Here is a 17,462-nt window from a genome sequence, read left to right on the forward strand (position 1 = left end):
CTCTTGCCCGATAGCAGCCACTCTTCGTAATGCTCTTGCATCTTTGAAGCGTCGTGTCTTTTCATCACGCAAGATTACAGGGTTTAGGCCAACTTTGAAATATGCGGTTCTTCGGATGGATACGAAAAAAGGTATCAGGAAGCTAAGAAGGGTTGGGAGATGGTGAAACCGACGATGAAGAAAATAGTGGATGAATAAAAAGCGAAGCACTTATTCATTACTTTACGTCAAGATCGGAGTGCAAAGCGTTTGGGGCATAGTGCGCGGAGCCATAGTGTCCGTCTCCAAATGAGGTGCTTAGTACCTATTTATAAGACATATAAAATCACATTTTAGTTACGAGTGAGGCTTTATATTGACCCTTACCTGGCATTATTTGCATTCATCTCAAGGCCTGTTCTTAAGTGCATCATTATGGCATTAGTGATAAGCTCTGGCCGGTTCCAGGGAACAAAGTGATTCATCCCCTCTTCTAACAAGATGTTAACCCAGGCCGCATTAACCAGCCGTTCTTTGGCAAAATCGGCATTACCGGGAGGCACCAGTTTGTCGTTGGTTCCTTGAATGACTGTTACAGGAGCAGTAATATAAGTCCACCTGGGAAGCATTTCGTTTAATTCATCTTCCAAGGGATAGATTTCTTCATTCGTTACACGAAAAGAAGTTGGTAATATCCAATTCAGAAAAGGCGTATGGAGTGGCATGCGGAACCAGTCTTCGTCAGGTTCCAGCTTGGGGTCAATGGATGGAGCTACCATAATGAGCCCATCTACAAGGTGCGGGAAGTCCTGGGCTATCCTGGCAATTACGGGGCCTCCCAGAGAGTGGCCTACCAATATATTGGGTGTGTCAGAGTATTTTTCCAGAATTGGCCTGACTAATTCAGCTTGCCGTTCTAGAGAGGGTTCACTTCGTCCAAATCCAGAATGGCCATACCCCGGACGGTCTACGGACACTAATAGTGCTTCTTTGAGTAGTGTTGAGTCCGCAAGAAAATCAATGAAGGCAGACCAGGAACCTGGCGCCCCATGGAAGAATACCACGGTAGGGTTTGCCGGATTTCCAGTATGAACACAATGAATGTTACGATCACCTGTCGAAAAGTCCTCTGCAACAGGTCGCATTGATTTACCTTCAAAGTACTTGTTCATTTCTTTAGTACTCATCCTGAAAGTCAGGCATCCTGACATAAACTGAAAAGATATGATCAGGAAAAAGGTAAGAAGAACAAGTCGGACTTTTTTATTCTTTAACAGTGATCTCATAAAAGCCTAAGACCCTAAAAGCTTTTTGTAATCGGTCTTATTATTCAATATCTCGAGGGCCTTTTTAATATCGTTATCATCATCAAAAGATGCTTCAATGGAGCCTTTTTCAAGATAGTACCTGGCCGCTATTTCTTCTTCCAGCAGGTTAATGATCTGTGTCGAAAAATCTTCCAGGTCATTTTCCTTACTTTTAGCCAGAGTAGTTTCAAGCTCTTTGAGTTGTACCTTGATATTGTCGTAGTATTTTTCACGCTTAGCATTCTCTCTAAGTCGTTTCAGATTTCTTTCTACGTTGGTAGTATATGCATAATCTTTTGTAGAAAGCCACTCTTTGAAGTCATTGTATTCTGCTGTGGATAATTCGTACCCTTTGTTGAACTTCTTATCTGGATATTTATAGTAGTATTCTGTGGCAAAATCGAAGATCAATCCTTTTGTGTAGAGTATATAGGCTACAGAGGCCATAGGTGTTTTCTCAACGGTCACGTCGGGGTCTACACCTCCACCATCAAATACAGACCGGTCATTGGTGGTTTTAAACTCACGTTTGAGACTGTCAGGTACTTTGCCTACACTGCCATCAGCATTTCTATGGCTGTAGTCAAGCGCTTGTATACACCTGCCGCTTGGGGTGTAATATTTGGCTGTGGTTACCTTTAATTGCGAGTTATAAGAGAGTGGTCGGGTGATTTGTACCAATCCCTTACCAAATGATTTTTGCCCTATGACAACACCACGATCATAATCCTGTATCGTTCCGGCTACGATCTCAGAAGCAGAGGCGCTACCACTATTGATCAGGACGGCAAGAGGTATTTCAGTGTCTACAGGTGCGTTCAGAGTTTTATAGGTGATATTATTGTCTGTTATCTTACCTTTTGTGGATACCACTTCTTTTCCTTTTGGCACAAATATGTTCACAATATTTACGGCTTCTATCAGTAACCCACCCGGATTACCACGTAAGTCGAGAACGATTTTCTGTGCACCTTGCTCTTTTAGATCCACTACTGCTTTTTTAACGTCTTTGCCTGCCTGCAAAGTGAATTCAGTCAGTTTTACATACCCTACATCTTCGGCCAGCATTCCGAAATAAGGTACATTGCTGATTTTTACTTTTCCTCTTTTAAACTCAATAGTCCGGGGTGTTTCCTCTCCATAGCGTTGAACAGTGAGACTTACAGGTGTATCTGCTTGTCCTTTCATCAGTTCACTGGTCTCTTCACGGGATAGCGTGGTAACATCTACCTTATCAATTTTCAGAATTTCATCACCTATCTTCAGGCCATTTTTTTCAGCAGAGTAGCCTTCCAGAACCATCACCACCTTAATCTTACCATCTATACGACTCGTAATGGCTCCAATGCCTCCGTATTGCCCGGTACTTTGAGTCCGGAAGTTTTCAATATCATCTTCGGGAATATAATTGGTGTATGGATCTAGTGATTGCAACATTGCGTCTATCCCTACCTTAATTACTTTATTCGGGTTCACTTCATCTACATACAATGTATTCACTTCTTTAAATAGTGTGGCGAAAATATCCAGGTTTTTAGAGATCTCGAAGTAACGTTTGCCAGGATTGGAAAACGAAACCAATGTAAAAAATATCACAAGGATAATTAACGCCGGAGCGACTGCTTTTTTGATCACCTTCATAAATTTCTTTTATGTTCTATCCAGACCTTTCAGAGGATATTTTTTATAAACGTGCTGTGCTTATATTTAGTTGAAAAAAATCATGATCCAACCTCTGCTTTATTCTTCATTTCCGGATGATGGTTCAGAAATAACGAAAAATAACACTAATAAATTCGGATTTACAATACTTTAAGAATTGAATACCTCATGAAGGTAGGAGTTATCATTCCCTTTTGTGGCTACAGAATTTTTAAAACGTACCAGGTGGTTCAACTTATCTTCCTTAAAATCTCCGACAATGGTAAGTTTAATTCCTGTGCTTTCGGCATGTATTTTGAAATTGTCAAAGATCTCAACCACATCCGGGTGAATGTACTTTGAGGCGCTGGCATCGATTACCACCTCACTGTTTGCTGGAATGACGTTCAACGCCTGCATAATAGCTGCTTTATTCAGGAAAGTAACATTTTCACTTAATTTGATCTCTAAAGGTTTACCGGGTTCGTGGTCCTCTCTGAAACTGAAAGGGGCGACAAAATTCTTATAAAGTATCAGGAAGATAGCTAATGCCATGCCTATACCTATACCAATAAGTAAATCAGTAAATACAATACCCAAAATGGTGACTAAAAATGGATAGAACTGCGCTTTCCCTTTTTTAGATATTTCTATAAAAAGTGATGGTTTGGATAGTTTGTAACCAACAATAAAAAGTATGGCAGCCAGGCTTGAAAGGGGTATCATATTCAATACATTCGGAATGAACATGGCACTTACCAATATGAGTATCCCATGAAAAAAGGCAGACATTTTGGTCTTTCCCCCGGATTGTATATTCGCCGAGCTTCTAACAATAACCTGAGTTATTGGTAATCCACCAATAAGTCCTGAAGTAATGTTTCCAACACCCTGGGCTAATAATTCCCGGTTAGTAGGAGTAACATTTTTTTCAGGATCCAGCTTATCAGTAGCTTCTACACATAAAAGGGTTTCAAGACTGGCAACTACAGCCAGGGTTACTGCAATAACAAAAATTTCCAGAGTGAACACCCGACTCCAGTCAGGTGCCGAAAATAAGTTTACGAACCCTCCGCTTTCCCAGGGTAATGGTATGCTTACCATTTCGTCGCTGTCCAGGTGGTACCCTTCTGAGCTGGAGAAGAAGTTACTGAGTAATATGCCCAATACTACCACTACAAGGGGGCCTTGTATAATCTGGAATACTTTGAGCCTTTTGATGAAATTTTGTTCCCATAATACTAAAATAGTCATGGAAAGCACTGTTATGATCACGGCAGCAGGATTGATATCTCTGAATGATACCAGGATTTCAGTAAACGTATTTTCGCCATCCTGTTGAAAAAAACCAAAAAAGCCATCCGGGATTACATCATGTCCCAGCGCATGGGGGATTTGTTTCAGAATAATAAGAATACCAATTCCGGAAAGCATTCCTTTAATCACAGAATTTGGAAAATAATAGCCAATAATGCCTGCTCTGACAAAAGCCAGGATCAACTGAATTATGCCAGCGATCACCAAGGCAGATAGAAATAGCGAAAATCCTCTTTGAATATCAAAAACTCCTTCAGGGTTAGTTCCTAGTTGTGCAATAGCATCCGCTACGATCACAGCAAGGCCGGCGGCCGGTCCGCTAACACCAATTTTCGATCCACTGATCAGTGATACAACAATACCACCTACCATACCCGCAATGATTCCGGAAAACAGTGGAGCACCAGAGGCAAGCGCTATCCCAAGGCAAAGAGGTACCGCTACTAAAAAAACTATCAGGCCAGCAGGTAAATCAGATTTTAATTTGGAAAACATGTGATTAAGTTAGGGAATATTTAATTGACGAAAAAAGCGCCCTTCATCTAAACGCTATAAATTGAACTTGGGTTGTGTCCGCATTTTTTTAAGAAAAAAGTGCTGGACTAGCCGATGTCCGGAGGAGGTGAGGTGACATCAGAAGGGTATTCTTTAATAGAAAAATATAAGTAAGCAGATTTGTGTAATGCTGATTTACGTTCTATTCCATTGGTATGCCATGAAGTGGTATGCCAGGAAGAAAAACCACTTATCCAACTATCATCAAAATCATTCACTTCCTTTTCAGATTCCGGGTGATCATTACCGGGTAATTTTTCTTCTATGTCATGGATAAATTCAATGACATTGGTAAAAGTACGTATTTGAACACCCGCGCATTCGACAAGATATGGGATATTGAGGGTGGAAAAAATAAAGCATAGAGATAGCATAGATGCCATACTAAAGCGATGATATACTTTTACAATCTGAAGGCTGAACGGATTCATTATACAACAAAAATGCAAAAAAATATATGGCATCGTAAGCCAGTGTAAATAAAATCATAGTGGATCAAGCTATTAATTCAATGAAAAGAAGTGATAATTTCCTTTGGTTCGTTACATTGGAGGAGAACTATATCGAAGATATTATATTATGACCTTAACTTCTGAATTACTGAGGGATAATTTTCCCGAATTATCAGAACCCGGACTCATCAGAGACATTGAAGTCAATGGTAAAGTATTTTATTTGGAGGCAGGTGACCGACTGATGGAGTATGGTGATAACATCAGGTCGATGCCGTTATTGTTAGAGGGGTCAGTAAGTGTGCTGAGGCGGGACGACCAGGATAATGAAATATTCTTATACTATTTGCAGGCCGGTGAAACTTGTGCCATGTCACTTACTTGCTGTATGGCAGATAAGAAGAGTGAGATAAGGGCTATAGCAGAAGAGAATTCAGCTATGATCCTGTTACCTGTACACTTTATCGATGAGTGGATAGTAAAACACCCTTCATGGAAGGCCTTTGTAATGGATACCTACCGCAAGCGATTTGAAGAGTTACTTCATGTTGTAGATAGTGTGGCTTTTCAAAAAATGGATGAACGATTATGGCAATATCTGATAGATAAATCCACAGCTCGCAATTCGCACACCCTGGAGATTACCCATCAAAAGATTGCGGATGAGCTTAATTCTACACGAGAAGTTATATCACGGTTACTAAAACAATTGGAGAAAGAGGAGAGGTTGATACTTGGTAGAAATAGGATAAATTTATGCCTTTAAGATATTCAGGGTCAATATTCTGTACACTATGAGATTGAATTACTTCAGTGATATCAGTCACTAAACCATTGATTTTGAGAGTGTAATTTTGTAAGCATATTTGTGGAATAAAAATTTACGTGATGAAAGTAGAACAGATTTATACAGGGTGCCTTGCTCAGGGGGCATACTACATAGAGTCAGGTGGGCAGGCAGCTATCATAGACCCACTGCGAGAAACTATTCCATACCTTAAGAAGGCCGAAAAGAATGAGGCGACTATAAAATATATCTTCGAAACCCACTTTCATGCAGATTTTGTATCTGGTCATGTAGATCTGGCCAGGCAAACCGGGGCAACTATTGTATTTGGGCCCGGTGCGGAGACAGAATATAAAATTCACCAGGCAAAAGACAGTGAAATATTTGAGTTGGGCAAGGTTAAAATAAAAGTGTTACACACACCTGGACATACTCCTGAGAGCGTTACTTATCTTTTACTAGATGAAAGTGGAAAAGAGCATGCCATATTCAGTGGAGATACGCTGTTCATTGGTGATGTAGGCCGACCTGATCTGGCGATAAAGTCAGGTCTGACCAAGGAAGATCTGGCAGGAATGCTTTTTGAAAGCCTTAGAAATAAGATATTACCACTGCCTGATGATGTGATCGTTTACCCTGCCCATGGTGCCGGTTCGGCCTGCGGTAAAAATATGAGTAAAGAAACTTCTGATTCATTAGGTCACCAAAAAAAGACAAATTATGCATTGCGCGCTGATATGACCCGGGAAGAGTTTATTAAGGAAGTTACTATAGGGATTTTACCACCACCGCAGTATTTTGCAAAAAATGCACTACTTAATAAAACAGGTGCTGATGAATTCGAGGAGATATTGCAGAAAGGAAGTGTGGCATTAGATGCAAATACCTTTGAGGCACTGGCGAATCATGAAGGTGCCATGGTATTGGATACCCGTAGTCCTAAAGCGTTTTCTGAGGGGCATATTCCTAACTCTGTCTTTGTGGGGTTGGATGGCAGCTTCGCACCCTGGATAGGAGCGCTGATCACAGATCTACAGCAGCCGATTATTTTTCTTTGTCAGGAAGGCCGTGAGGAGGAAGTGGTTACCAGACTATCCAGGGTGGGTTATGACAATACGCTGGGTTATTTGAAAGGAGGTATCCAGGTTTGGAAAGAGGCGGGAAAAGAACTTGAAACGATTACCTCCATTGATGCGAGTGAATTTGCCAAACGCTATACGAAAGACCTTGCCATTGCAGATGTCAGAAAACCGTCAGAATATGAAGCAGAGCATGTAGATGGCGCTGAGAACGTGCCCTTGGACTTTATTAATGACAATATGGAACAACTGGATAGAGAGAAAGAATACTATATTCATTGTGCTGGCGGCTATCGCTCTATGATATTTGCTTCTATCCTGAAAGCGCGTGGTTTTAACAAGTTGATAGATGTGGCGGGTGGTTTTAAAGCCATTTCAGAAACTTCCGTTCCTAAGTCGGATTATGTTTGTCCAAGTTCGCTAGAGTGAATTTAGCTCAAGCGAGTCTGACGACTTACTGTTCTATCACAAGGTAGCAGGTTCATCGCATTTAATACATTACTTTATGTCCGGGCCGGTTTCTGATCAGGCCTGCAGGAGAGTGGTTGGGCTAGTATTGATGTTCATATCGCATGAACTCTGCCCGTTCATGCCCCTTCACGACAAATGTCACCTTTGGTTTATTCTCAGACCAATTCACTTCAATAATGCCGAAATTCTTTTGAATGATAAGATCGCCTACCCTTGAAGGATTACGTTCTTCCCAGGGTTCACTCCATGTGTGTGTTAACCCACTGGCAGTGAAGTCGAAGAGCGGATAGTCAAGTTTATCTGAAGTGAATTTGGAGAGTTCCGCAATGTGCCTGTCACCGGTAAGAAACAGAGTCGGGGCCGGCTGAATATCTTCAATGAGGTCCAGCAGTCGTTTTCTGGCTTTGGGGAAGTTATCCCATTTTTCGTAATGATGTTCCGCAGAAAGCACTTGAATACCGGATACCACCATATTGATTGCAGCAGAGCTTGACCTTAATTCTTTTTCCAACCAGAGCCACTGTTCTTCTCCTAATATGTCACCATTGAGGTTTGCTTTGTATCGGGGGCCATTTTTAATACCGTGTTCTAACGTATCGCGAAAATACCTGCAGTCCAGCAGTATCACTTTTATTCTCCGGTCGCTTTCTCCAAGTGTATAGGTGCTGTAAGCTCCCTCATGATCAAAAACAGGGTCACTTTTTGGCACATCAAGAAAATCCAACAGTACTTCTTTGCTCTGTTTTTTCATGGTATAGTACTTACCACCATCATTCACCCCGTAGTCATGATCATCCCAAATACCGATGACAGGCATCTGTTTCAATAATTTCTGGTAACCGTCACGTGATTTTTGCAAGTCATATTTAGTTTTTAATGTTTTCATATCATGCGTATCGCCATAGACGATGTCACCTGTCCATATAAAAAGGTCGGGGTTTTCCGCGATAATTTCCGACCACATTTGGTCCGTCTTATCTTCACGACTGCACGAGCCGAAGGCTATTGTAGTACTTTCGGTTTGACCAATGACCTGATGAAATAACCCAAGGCAAATGATGTGTAAAATGAATGTTTTCATGGTATGAAATAACTCGATATATTGTTATAATCTCCAAAATACATCATTAACTTATTATTAAAATATGTTATCCGACATTTTCGGTACTAGAATTCATGTAGTGCTGGCCATTGGTGTAGTGATTAGGGTCATTCTTTCATCCTGTTTTCCTAAGATGTTATTTTGTCCGCAGGAGCATTCTAATAGCGATATCTAACCAGGTGCTCAAAATATTCAAGCTTGAAATTTTAGCTAATCCTCTGATTATTTGACTTGTAGTCTTGTGGACAAGCTTTTAGACAGACTTGCTGATTTAAAATATTTTGTAACACATGTTACTATGTTCTGAAGTTGAATCTGCTATTTTCACGTTTCAAAACTGGTAATGGATGAATGAGATAATCGGTTTTTTGTCAGCTATTGTGATCGGCTTTACTTTAGGCCTGATTGGTGGGGGTGGATCCATCCTCACTGTGCCCGTGCTGGTATATATTGTTGGTATAAACCCGGTACTTTCCACTGCCTATTCCTTATTTATTGTAGGGACTACAGCTCTTTTAGGCTCTTTTAGTTACATGCGTCAGGGTCTTTTAAGTTATAGAACTGCAATTGTTTTTTCTATCCCTGCCTTTGTCGCGGTATATGCGACACGTAAATTTATAGTGCCGGCTATTCCCGATATTATTTTTGAGAGTACTGGTTTTAGTTTGACCAAAGACCTGGCGGTGATGCTTTTTTTCGCAGCTATTATGTTATTGGCTTCTATTTCCATGATAAGGATAAAAAAACAGAAAAGCCCTGTGCAGCAGAAAAGTAGTATCCAGGAAGAGCAAAAGGAAATATCCTACAACTACCCCTTCATCTTGCTGGAGGGTGTGTTGGTAGGTGTAGTTACCGGTCTTGTCGGTGCGGGAGGTGGATTTTTGATCATTCCGGCGTTGGTGTTACTGGCCAGGTTGCCTATGAAGTTGGCTGTGGGTACTTCTTTATTGATCATCGCCGCTAAATCATTGATCGGATTTCTTGGTGATGTGGGCAATCAACCTATTGACTGGGGGTTTTTAAGTGCTTTTACTGCCATAGCCATCTTAGGCATCTTTTTAGGTTCCTACAGTAGCAGATTAATATCACCACAAAAATTAAGGGCCACTTTTGGATGGTTCGTTTTTGTCATGGCATTATATATTCTGATCAAAGAATTGTTTTTTTAAGAGTAGTGACCATGGTCACACAGTGCTTCATAGAATTACATAACTTTGCAGAAATCAATAAACGAATATTAGTACTATGAGCTTTCAAAATATCCCTGTCCAGAAGTTTAAAGAACTCATGGACGATGAAAACACGGTAGTCCTTGATGTGCGTACACCGGAAGAAGAAGTGGAAGGTATGGTGCCTGGCGCCGTTGTCATTAATATCATGGATGCCTCCTTTCCTACCAAAGTGGATGAACTGGATAAAGATAAAACCTATCTGGTGTACTGCAGAAGTGGAGGCCGAAGTGCCACGGCTTGTAAGCATATGAGCAGCACAGGATTTGACAAACTATATAACCTGGAAGGCGGTATAAAGGCCTGGAATAAGGTATCAGAGTAGTTAGTTATTCAGCGGACCATAGAATTAAAACAAATGGCCTGATGAAATTTCATCAGGCCATTTGTTTTAATAAATCCGGGACCAGGCTGACCTACGGTAATTTGGCTACGAGACTTTCCGGGAGAAGCTTGAGGATGTGGTAGATGATTTTCCATTTAAAACCGGGAACAATGGTAAACTGCTTTCCCGGATTTACTACAGATCTGGCAATGAAGGCTGGCTCCAATATCAATGATTCCGGCAGGTCTAACCCTTCAGTCATTTTACTCCTGATGTAACCGGCTACAATTACATTAACCCGGATCTTTCGATCGAAAAGGTACTGCCTGAGGCCTGCCAGGTATTGTGTGAAGGCCGCTTTGGTACTGCCATAGATGAAATTACTTTTGCGTCCCCGTACCCCGGATAAAGAGGACAGCCCTATGATATTTTCCAGATGAGTATTCTGTGTGTCCGTTGCAATAATGTTTAAGATGGAAACTGCTCCACAATAATGCACTTGCATCATTTGGTAACTGCCTTTCCATTCCTGAAGGGCTTCCTCATTATTTTTCAGAAAACCCGCCGCATAAACCACTATGGTCGGCTTTTGTGGCAGATCGTCGTAAAAAGGCCTATGTGAAGTATAGTCTACGGCATCAAAATATACAACATCAACCTGCCCTTGTATAGCATGTTCTGTTATGAAAGAGTTAAGCTCGTCTGTGCTTCTGGAAGCGGCTGTTATGTGATAGTCCTTTGCAGCATACAATAACAAAGCTTGTTTGGCCACGTCGGAATTAGCGCCTAAGATCAACACATTTTTAGAGGTAGCGGAAGACATTTGCAATGGATGGTTTACCTGAATTGCAAGTTTAACCAGGAGATGAACTAAAGCAAGAGCTTCTCCTGAAATATTATGATGTAGCGTAATGCGTGTGTTGGTTGGTATTAGTAGAAGAAAAGCATTTGTCCGAAAGCCGTTGATCACCGTTGATCGAAAAAACTGAACATGATCTATACAAAAACGTTTTCACTCATTGTGCCTGTTTTCGGAAAGAACTTCATTCTCTGGGTTATTGTATTGCTCCTCTTTGGAATACTGATACCAGATGGTTTGGATCAACTGAGGGGAGGAGAGCACATCATTTTCGGTCGTTGGGGGTACTCCTGTTTATTTATATTTTTAATAGGGCTGACAAAGGTTTTATCCGCTTCAGGTTTACTGGTGCCTCGTTTCCGACAAATAGCAGTCTTTTTAATCATTGGCGTGGCACTCTTTGGCTCATACATTCACTTTACGCACCAGGAGGTAGTAGGTCTTTTAATCAATATCATGAACATCGGTCTGGCCGCTATGGTGTATTGGTGCAGCTCCAAACGATTTCATATTCCCCAATAGTATCCTAAAAGACTACGCTGTTGCCTTATGGTGGTGTTTTTTGGTTAACGTTTCAGGTAAGATATTATAGGATTTGCCCGCTAAAGGTGGTAGACAGATTATATTTCAGTAAATAATTTTAATCTAATCCATTTAACTATGAAAGGAATATTTGTGCTGGCGCTATTTATGGTTTCTGCCATCCAAACGCAAAAACTGCCGACAGAACCGGAAAAATACTTTGATTTTTGGCTTGGAAAATGGAAAGTAAGCTGGGATGAAGGCAACGGAGTTACAGGTAGAGGAACCAACCATATCGTGCGTATACTTGACGGCAAGGTGATACAGGAGAACTTTGAAATACTGGAAGGTCAATCCAAAGGTTTTAAAGGAACCAGTTTATCCGTCTATAACCCAAATCAACAAAAGTGGAAACAAGCGTGGGCTGACAGCCAGGGAGGATATTATGATTTTACCGGTTCAGTGGACGGAGAAAAGAGGATGTTCCAAAGTGCCGTGATAAACAAACCTGACGGTAAACGTTTTACGCAACGTATGGTGTTTTATAATATTCAAACAAATGAACTAACGTGGGACTGGGAATCGTCTTTTGATGGAGGCGAGACCTGGGAACTTAAGTGGAGGATCAATTATAAAAGGGAGGAGTAACAAGCTGGCGGCGGCATAAAAAAGCCCGAAGATCAATTCTTCAGGCTTTTTTGTACCCAGGGCCGGAGTCGAACCGGCACGGCCGAAGCCATTGGTGTTTGAGACCAACGCGTCTACCAATTCCGCCACCTGGGCAAATGGGTTGCAAACATATTTAATGATTTGGTATTTTACAACTTACCTGAAACACATTTACACTACTTCTATAGCTTTGGTTTTTTAAAGGAAAGAGGCTACTTATTTAAACAGAGACGAAACCATCAGGATTCTATTCAAACAGATGCTACGAAACAGTGCCTGAGTTGTATCCTTCCATAGAGAATAAGTTATCTACACCATCTGCTTTTCAGGTAAATAATGCCAATACTTGCGAGGCATGTGCTGCAGATGCAACTTCATATTTTTACGTTCACTGATTGAAGTAGCCCGAAAATAATTTTTCCACATGGTTTGAAATTCTATTTCATTATTGCTGTATAGTGTCCTTTTTATCTTTTTATTTCCTTCCCATTCAGGGTTTTCCAGCCTAATAATGTCTAACCGGGTCAGGTCGTAAAATAACCCATAGTCTCTTTTTGTATCGTATATCATCCAGAGTTGGTCTGCATAGCGTTCTTTGAAATGTGAACCTATAAATGGGATCACGTCAAAGTCCGGCCGTATAGTCGCGGCATAAATGTTATCTGTCGTTTTCTGGAATCGTACAAATGCGTGCATACGATGTATTTCGCGGTTGACCTTTTTTGTTACCTGGCTTATCCTCAATACGGATGACTGTCGGTAATCCTTTTCAATATTCATTTTATTGTTGAAAACTAATTGGACATATTCATAGATGGTCATTTCTATGTCCTCAAATTCGGAAAAGAAGGCTTTTGTTAAGTTGGAAAATGCCGTAGATGACAATTTTTTCCTTAGACCTTTCATTACACGGTCAGATTTCACAAGCTCCGTAGGTATAAAGGTGGAGTGATCAAACATAGCGGGTTGATAATTACGTTCTTTTTGGATGGATACAGGCGCGTACTTTTCCTTGTAACAATCAAAAAAGACGGAAAACAGCCCTTCATAAGTACCGTCGTATAATAAAATATTCACCATAACATTCAAAACAAGCTGAGTTGGGCCTTTTTACCCTGGTAAACGATCTGATGTCTGATGCTACTTGGTTGGTCGGTTGAAAGAGGTAATGAATAGTTTGGGGCGGTAATAAAATAACGTGCTCTTTTCATAGCTGCCCCCATTTTTTTGATGTCTTCAAAACGAACTTTGCCATATCTGCGGGACTGGATGATCATTCCGGCTGTTTTTACTCCAATACCAGGTACACGTAAGATCATTTCATAGGGGGCAGTATTTACGTCTACCGGGAATAACTCTAAATGGCGTAACGCGTAACCAAGCTTAGGATCTATTTCCAGGTCAAGGTTGGGATGGGTTTTGTTAACAATTTCGTCCATGGCAAAACCATAAAACCGAAAGAGCCAATCGGCCTGGTATAATCGGTTTTCTCTGATCAGCGGTACGGATGTCACGGCAGGCAACCGGTCATCACTACTTACCGGAATATATCCTGAATAATATACCCGTTTCAAACCTTGTTTGTCATATAAAGAAGCAGCAATGGACAGTATCTCACAGTCTGCCTCAGGAGAGGCCCCTATGATCATCTGAGTACTTTGGCCTGCTGGAGAGAAAACAGGTGCAGATCGATGTTTTTTTCGATCTTCACGGTTCTCGATGATCTGCTCTTTGAGCCAGTTCATAGGCTCATAAACACTCTTATGGTTTTTTTCAGGAGCAATGTGCTTCAGGCTTCGCTCTGACGGTATTTCCAGGTTCACACTTAAACGGTCTGCATAGAGCCCTGCTTCCTTCATTACCTCTGCGCTGGCACCGGGTATGATTTTGAGATGAATATAACCATGGAAGTTTTCTTCGTTTCTCAGTTTTTTTGCGATGCGGATGAGCCGCTCGTTGGTGTAGTCCGCGTTTTTAAAAATGCCGGAACTTAAAAACAGTCCTTCTATATAATTTCTCCGATAAAAATTAATCGTTAAGGCCACCACTTCTTGTACTGTAAAGGCGACACGCTTTATATCGTTACTTTTCCTACTTACACAATAGGCACAGTCATAAATGCAATGGTTAGTGAGCAAGATCTTTAGCAATGAAACACAGCGACCATCCTCTGTGTAACTATGACAAATACCCATTCCCGTGGCATTTCCTAACCCCTTACCTTTGTTTTTTCGATTACTTCCGCTTGATGCGCATGAAACATCATATTTGGCAGCATCAGCCAGTATTTTAAGTTTTTCACTGAGGTCTGATTTCATGAGACAATAATACTAATAATATTAGTTTTATCTAAAAATATTGTCTCTCATAAATTGGAAAATCACTTTTTATCAGGGCTTTAAGGGTAGGCCACAGCGCGACCCGAAAGCTTGCCTTTAAGGATCATGACTGGTATTTCACGGCGCTGTCTTTTCTATGACCCACATGTCGAGTAAGAATAGCCTCTTTATACCTTCGGAGGTTCAGTTAAAAAAGCGAGAGTCATTGTAGCTTATCTACACATTGATTGGAAAAGGCAATAGGTTTTTCTTTGAAAAGCGGTTTAGTCTTAGCCCATACTGACTTAAAGAGCTCTGAGTGGCGGTAGTTTTCCAGCGACTTATCATTTTCCCAGATACTATAGGTACTAAATATATGTGGCTGATGATAGTCTTTGTGCAGTTCCAGGTGCTTACAACCGGGGAAACTCCTGATCGAGTTTTTATTATTGTTAAAGACTCTGAGAAAGTTCTCTACTTCGCTTTCCTGGAAGGTCATACGTACAATTCTTACCAGTTCACTCATTAAAGTTAATGATTACAGGACTATCGTAGGAAAGGCCAAGAAGCTCGGATGCGTGGCCTTGGTTAATGCCTATTTCCAGTAGCCCCAGGTCATTGAATATGATGAAGATATCACCTGCATCCACGGCATGTATGGCTTCATTGATCCGGCGGGCAGTTTCCCGACCGAAAGTTATGGTATATTTTTTCTGCTTGCTGAGTATGTCAAAGGCAGTTTTTTCAATATTGGTGATCAGGTTGCCATAATGATCAACGCGTAATACATGACCATGGATCAGACTTTTATTGGCTTTTAAATGACGTCCCAACATTTTTTTGAAATGTGGAATGGTGGGTCCCAGGTCTTGTATAGCGGTGCTGCTGGCAAGTTTGGTGGCTGCCGGTGCGAAGATCTGTTTTGCCGGGAAGCTAGTGGTGATTGGGTTAATGGCGTTGATATCTACCTGGATACGTGCTTCTGCATCACTGATAAGGCCCAGAATACCATTGTCTGTACTTACGAAATAATGCCCCTCCAGCTCCACGGCTATGTATTTATCTCCTGCCTGGCCTATTGTATTGACAGCCACTATGTGGACCGTACCTTTTGGGAAATTTCTGAAAACAGATTTGAGAATAAAAGCAGCATGAGCAATATCACAGGTATTTACCTGGTGGCTGATGTCTACAATATTAATCCCCGAGTTAATGGATAGAATCTTAGCCTTTACCGCTGCAACGTAATGATCACACTCTCCGAAGTCAGATAAAAATGTGATAATGGCCATGTATACCGAATAGTGAAAAGCAGTTTAATTAAGACAGTGATCTTCATTTAACTGTTATCCCTAACATATAGGTTTTTGAACAGCAAATGTTAATTACGTATTTTTGTCTGGCCAAAATTAGCTAAATTTTCACCATTAAAAATCTCATCTAAAATTAAATAACGTTTGGTAGAAAAAGTGATTACACTCGAGAATGTCTCCTTGTTAGACTTTCTTGGAATAGAGAATAAAAACATCAATGAGGTAGCCTCAGCTTTTCCAAAAAGCAAAATCGTTTCCAGGGGAAATGAGATAAGGATACAAGGGTCTACTACTGACCTGTTGAAAATCAATGATATTATAAATTCTTTGGTTACCCATTATCATAAATATGGTAAGGTAACGGAAGAAAATGTTCAAAACTATCTTTCTAAGGACGCTGAAGAAGAATTACCAGACCGGGAAGAGGTATTGATCTATGGAACCAAAGGTTTTACGATCAAACCAAAAACACTTAACCAGCAGAAGCTGGTATATGCCGTTAAAGATTTTGACCTGGTATTTGCCACGGGCCCCGCAGGGACAGGGAAGACATATATCTCTGTAGCTTTGGCGGTGAGGGCCCTTAAAAATAAAGTGGTCAAGAAAATTATCATTACGCGTCCCGCCGTGGAGGCCGGAGAAACATTAGGGTTTCTACCGGGTGATCTGAAAGAAAAACTTGACCCTTATCTGAGGCCTATCTATGATGCATTGCACGATATGATACCTTCCGAGAAGTTGAAGTATTATATGGAGAACAATGTGATAGAGATTGCTCCGTTGGCTTACATGCGTGGTAGAACACTAAATAATGCATTTATATTACTGGATGAAGCTCAGAACACCACACCTATGCAGATCAAAATGTTTTTGACACGTATGGGGCCAAGCTCTAAAGTAATAGTGACAGGAGACACTTCTCAGATCGACCTTCCTAAAAAACAGAAATCAGGATTGATTGAAGCCCTTAAAGTATTGCGAGGTGTGGAAGGTATAGGTTTTGTAGGGCTTACAGGTAAGGATGTGATCAGACACAAAATTGTTAAAGACATCATTGCCGCATACGATGACGCAGAGCAGGAACAAGGTCAGTGATGGACATAGAAGTTAGATTAATCGAAACAGACGTTGATCTGAAAAAGGCTTTTGCGATAAGGGAACAGGTTTTTATCCGGGAGCAAAATATTGATCGCTCTGACGAGTATGATGAGTTTGAGGAGACGTCATATCATTTTCTTGCCCTGGTAGAGGGTGTGCCTGCCGGTACCTGTAGATGGAGAAAGACAGCCGAGGGTGCAAAACTTGAACGTTTTGCTACTTTATCAAACTTCCGGAAAATAGGTGTGGGATCACAACTATTGCAAAAAGCTATCTCACATATTTCTGCTCAGGTTTCCGATGATAGGATGAAGATGTATTTAAACGCTCAGGTTACAGCGATGCCATTGTATGCTAAATTAGGTTTTACGGCTGAAGGGCAGCGCTTTCTGGAGTGCGAAATTGAGCATCAAAAAATGTCAAGAGAGATAGGATAGTA

Annotated in this window: 19 protein-coding genes and 1 tRNA gene; 8 read left to right on the forward strand and 12 right to left on the reverse strand. The window is 41.0% G+C overall.

Going from position 1 to position 17,462, the window contains the following annotated elements:
- The 5 genes from FNH22_RS32405 to FNH22_RS17365 form a co-directional block, all read right to left on the reverse strand.
- A partial coding sequence (locus tag FNH22_RS32405; protein WP_221420300.1) for a hypothetical protein occupies window positions 1–210 on the reverse strand: 210 nt, incomplete at its 3' end.
- Window positions 211–362: 152 nt separating this feature from the next.
- Window positions 363–1,265: an alpha/beta fold hydrolase gene (locus FNH22_RS17350; protein ID WP_143399697.1), complete on the reverse strand. Its 903-nt coding sequence runs from the start codon at window positions 1,263–1,265 to the stop codon at window positions 363–365.
- A gap of 6 nt (window positions 1,266–1,271) precedes the next feature.
- Complete coding sequence (locus FNH22_RS17355) at window positions 1,272–2,927, reverse strand: S41 family peptidase (RefSeq protein WP_143399698.1); 1,656 nt, start codon at window positions 2,925–2,927, stop codon at window positions 1,272–1,274.
- 171 nt (window positions 2,928–3,098) lie between these two features.
- A complete protein-coding gene (locus FNH22_RS17360) occupies window positions 3,099–4,739 on the reverse strand; it encodes a SulP family inorganic anion transporter (protein WP_143399699.1) in 1,641 nt (546 codons plus the stop codon).
- A 107-nt stretch (window positions 4,740–4,846) separates the two neighbouring features.
- Window positions 4,847–5,173, reverse strand: coding sequence for a hypothetical protein (locus FNH22_RS17365; protein ID WP_185154272.1), 327 nt, complete (start codon window positions 5,171–5,173; stop codon window positions 4,847–4,849).
- A 205-nt stretch (window positions 5,174–5,378) separates the two neighbouring features.
- Here FNH22_RS17365 and FNH22_RS17370 point away from each other — a divergent pair, with 205 nt between their 5' ends.
- Window positions 5,379–6,017 carry a Crp/Fnr family transcriptional regulator gene (locus FNH22_RS17370; protein WP_143399701.1) on the forward strand — a complete coding sequence of 213 codons (639 nt, stop codon included), beginning with the start codon at window positions 5,379–5,381 and terminating at the stop codon, window positions 6,015–6,017.
- Window positions 6,018–6,139: 122 nt separating this feature from the next.
- Entirely contained in the window at window positions 6,140–7,546 is a 1,407-nt protein-coding gene (locus tag FNH22_RS17375; RefSeq protein ID WP_143399702.1) for a rhodanese-like domain-containing protein, read from the forward strand.
- Window positions 7,547–7,667: 121 nt separating this feature from the next.
- Here the strand turns inward: FNH22_RS17375 and FNH22_RS17380 are convergent, their stop codons facing one another.
- Window positions 7,668–8,669: an alkaline phosphatase D family protein gene (locus FNH22_RS17380; RefSeq protein ID WP_143399703.1), complete on the reverse strand. Its 1,002-nt coding sequence runs from the start codon at window positions 8,667–8,669 to the stop codon at window positions 7,668–7,670.
- Window positions 8,670–9,037: 368 nt separating this feature from the next.
- On the opposite strand from FNH22_RS17380, the gene FNH22_RS17385 reads away from it, so the two are divergent.
- A complete protein-coding gene (locus FNH22_RS17385; protein ID WP_143399704.1) occupies window positions 9,038–9,859 on the forward strand; it encodes a sulfite exporter TauE/SafE family protein in 822 nt (273 codons plus the stop codon).
- Between the two features lie 76 nt (window positions 9,860–9,935).
- Window positions 9,936–10,244 (forward strand): rhodanese-like domain-containing protein, encoded by a 309-nt coding sequence (locus FNH22_RS17390; protein WP_143399705.1) that lies wholly within the window; start codon window positions 9,936–9,938, stop codon window positions 10,242–10,244.
- Between the two features lie 91 nt (window positions 10,245–10,335).
- Here FNH22_RS17390 and FNH22_RS17395 read toward each other — a convergent pair whose 3' ends face one another.
- Window positions 10,336–11,214: an SDR family NAD(P)-dependent oxidoreductase gene (locus FNH22_RS17395; protein WP_221420301.1), complete on the reverse strand. Its 879-nt coding sequence runs from the start codon at window positions 11,212–11,214 to the stop codon at window positions 10,336–10,338.
- 21 nt (window positions 11,215–11,235) lie between these two features.
- Between FNH22_RS17395 and FNH22_RS17400 the strand changes: the two genes are divergently transcribed.
- Together FNH22_RS17400 and FNH22_RS17405 are read left to right on the forward strand one after the other, a co-directional pair.
- On the forward strand, window positions 11,236–11,625 hold the full coding sequence (locus tag FNH22_RS17400; RefSeq protein ID WP_143399707.1) for a DoxX family protein: 390 nt from the start codon (window positions 11,236–11,238) through the stop codon (window positions 11,623–11,625).
- A 138-nt stretch (window positions 11,626–11,763) separates the two neighbouring features.
- Complete coding sequence (locus FNH22_RS17405) at window positions 11,764–12,273, forward strand: DUF1579 family protein (RefSeq protein ID WP_143399708.1); 510 nt, start codon at window positions 11,764–11,766, stop codon at window positions 12,271–12,273.
- A 53-nt stretch (window positions 12,274–12,326) separates the two neighbouring features.
- Here FNH22_RS17405 and FNH22_RS17410 read toward each other — a convergent pair.
- The 5 genes from FNH22_RS17410 to FNH22_RS17430 form a co-directional block, all read right to left on the reverse strand.
- Window positions 12,327–12,408, reverse strand: a tRNA-Leu gene (locus FNH22_RS17410).
- A gap of 195 nt (window positions 12,409–12,603) precedes the next feature.
- Window positions 12,604–13,374: a TIGR03915 family putative DNA repair protein gene (locus FNH22_RS17415; RefSeq protein ID WP_143399709.1), complete on the reverse strand. Its 771-nt coding sequence runs from the start codon at window positions 13,372–13,374 to the stop codon at window positions 12,604–12,606.
- Between the two features lie 5 nt (window positions 13,375–13,379).
- Window positions 13,380–14,612: a putative DNA modification/repair radical SAM protein gene (locus tag FNH22_RS17420; protein ID WP_143399710.1), complete on the reverse strand. Its 1,233-nt coding sequence runs from the start codon at window positions 14,610–14,612 to the stop codon at window positions 13,380–13,382.
- A 223-nt stretch (window positions 14,613–14,835) separates the two neighbouring features.
- The gene (locus tag FNH22_RS17425; protein WP_255518082.1) at window positions 14,836–15,138 is read right to left on the reverse strand and encodes a putative quinol monooxygenase; all 303 of its coding nucleotides are present in this window, start codon (window positions 15,136–15,138) and stop codon (window positions 14,836–14,838) included.
- Window positions 15,131–15,904, reverse strand: coding sequence for an S-adenosyl-l-methionine hydroxide adenosyltransferase family protein (locus tag FNH22_RS17430; protein ID WP_143399711.1), 774 nt, complete (start codon window positions 15,902–15,904; stop codon window positions 15,131–15,133). Before FNH22_RS17430 ends, FNH22_RS17425 begins: the two co-directional genes overlap by 8 nt.
- A gap of 165 nt (window positions 15,905–16,069) precedes the next feature.
- On the opposite strand from FNH22_RS17430, the gene FNH22_RS17435 reads away from it, so the two are divergent.
- Window positions 16,070–17,020: a PhoH family protein gene (locus FNH22_RS17435; protein ID WP_143399712.1), complete on the forward strand. Its 951-nt coding sequence runs from the start codon at window positions 16,070–16,072 to the stop codon at window positions 17,018–17,020.
- Window positions 17,020–17,460 carry a GNAT family N-acetyltransferase gene (locus FNH22_RS17440; RefSeq protein WP_143399713.1) on the forward strand — a complete coding sequence of 147 codons (441 nt, stop codon included), beginning with the start codon at window positions 17,020–17,022 and terminating at the stop codon, window positions 17,458–17,460. Before FNH22_RS17435 ends, FNH22_RS17440 begins: the two co-directional genes overlap by 1 nt.
- Window positions 17,461–17,462 lie beyond the last annotated feature (2 nt).

It is taken from the genome of Fulvivirga sp. M361 (assembly GCF_007097395.1).
Lineage (GTDB): Bacteria > Bacteroidota > Bacteroidia > Cytophagales > Cyclobacteriaceae > Fulvivirga.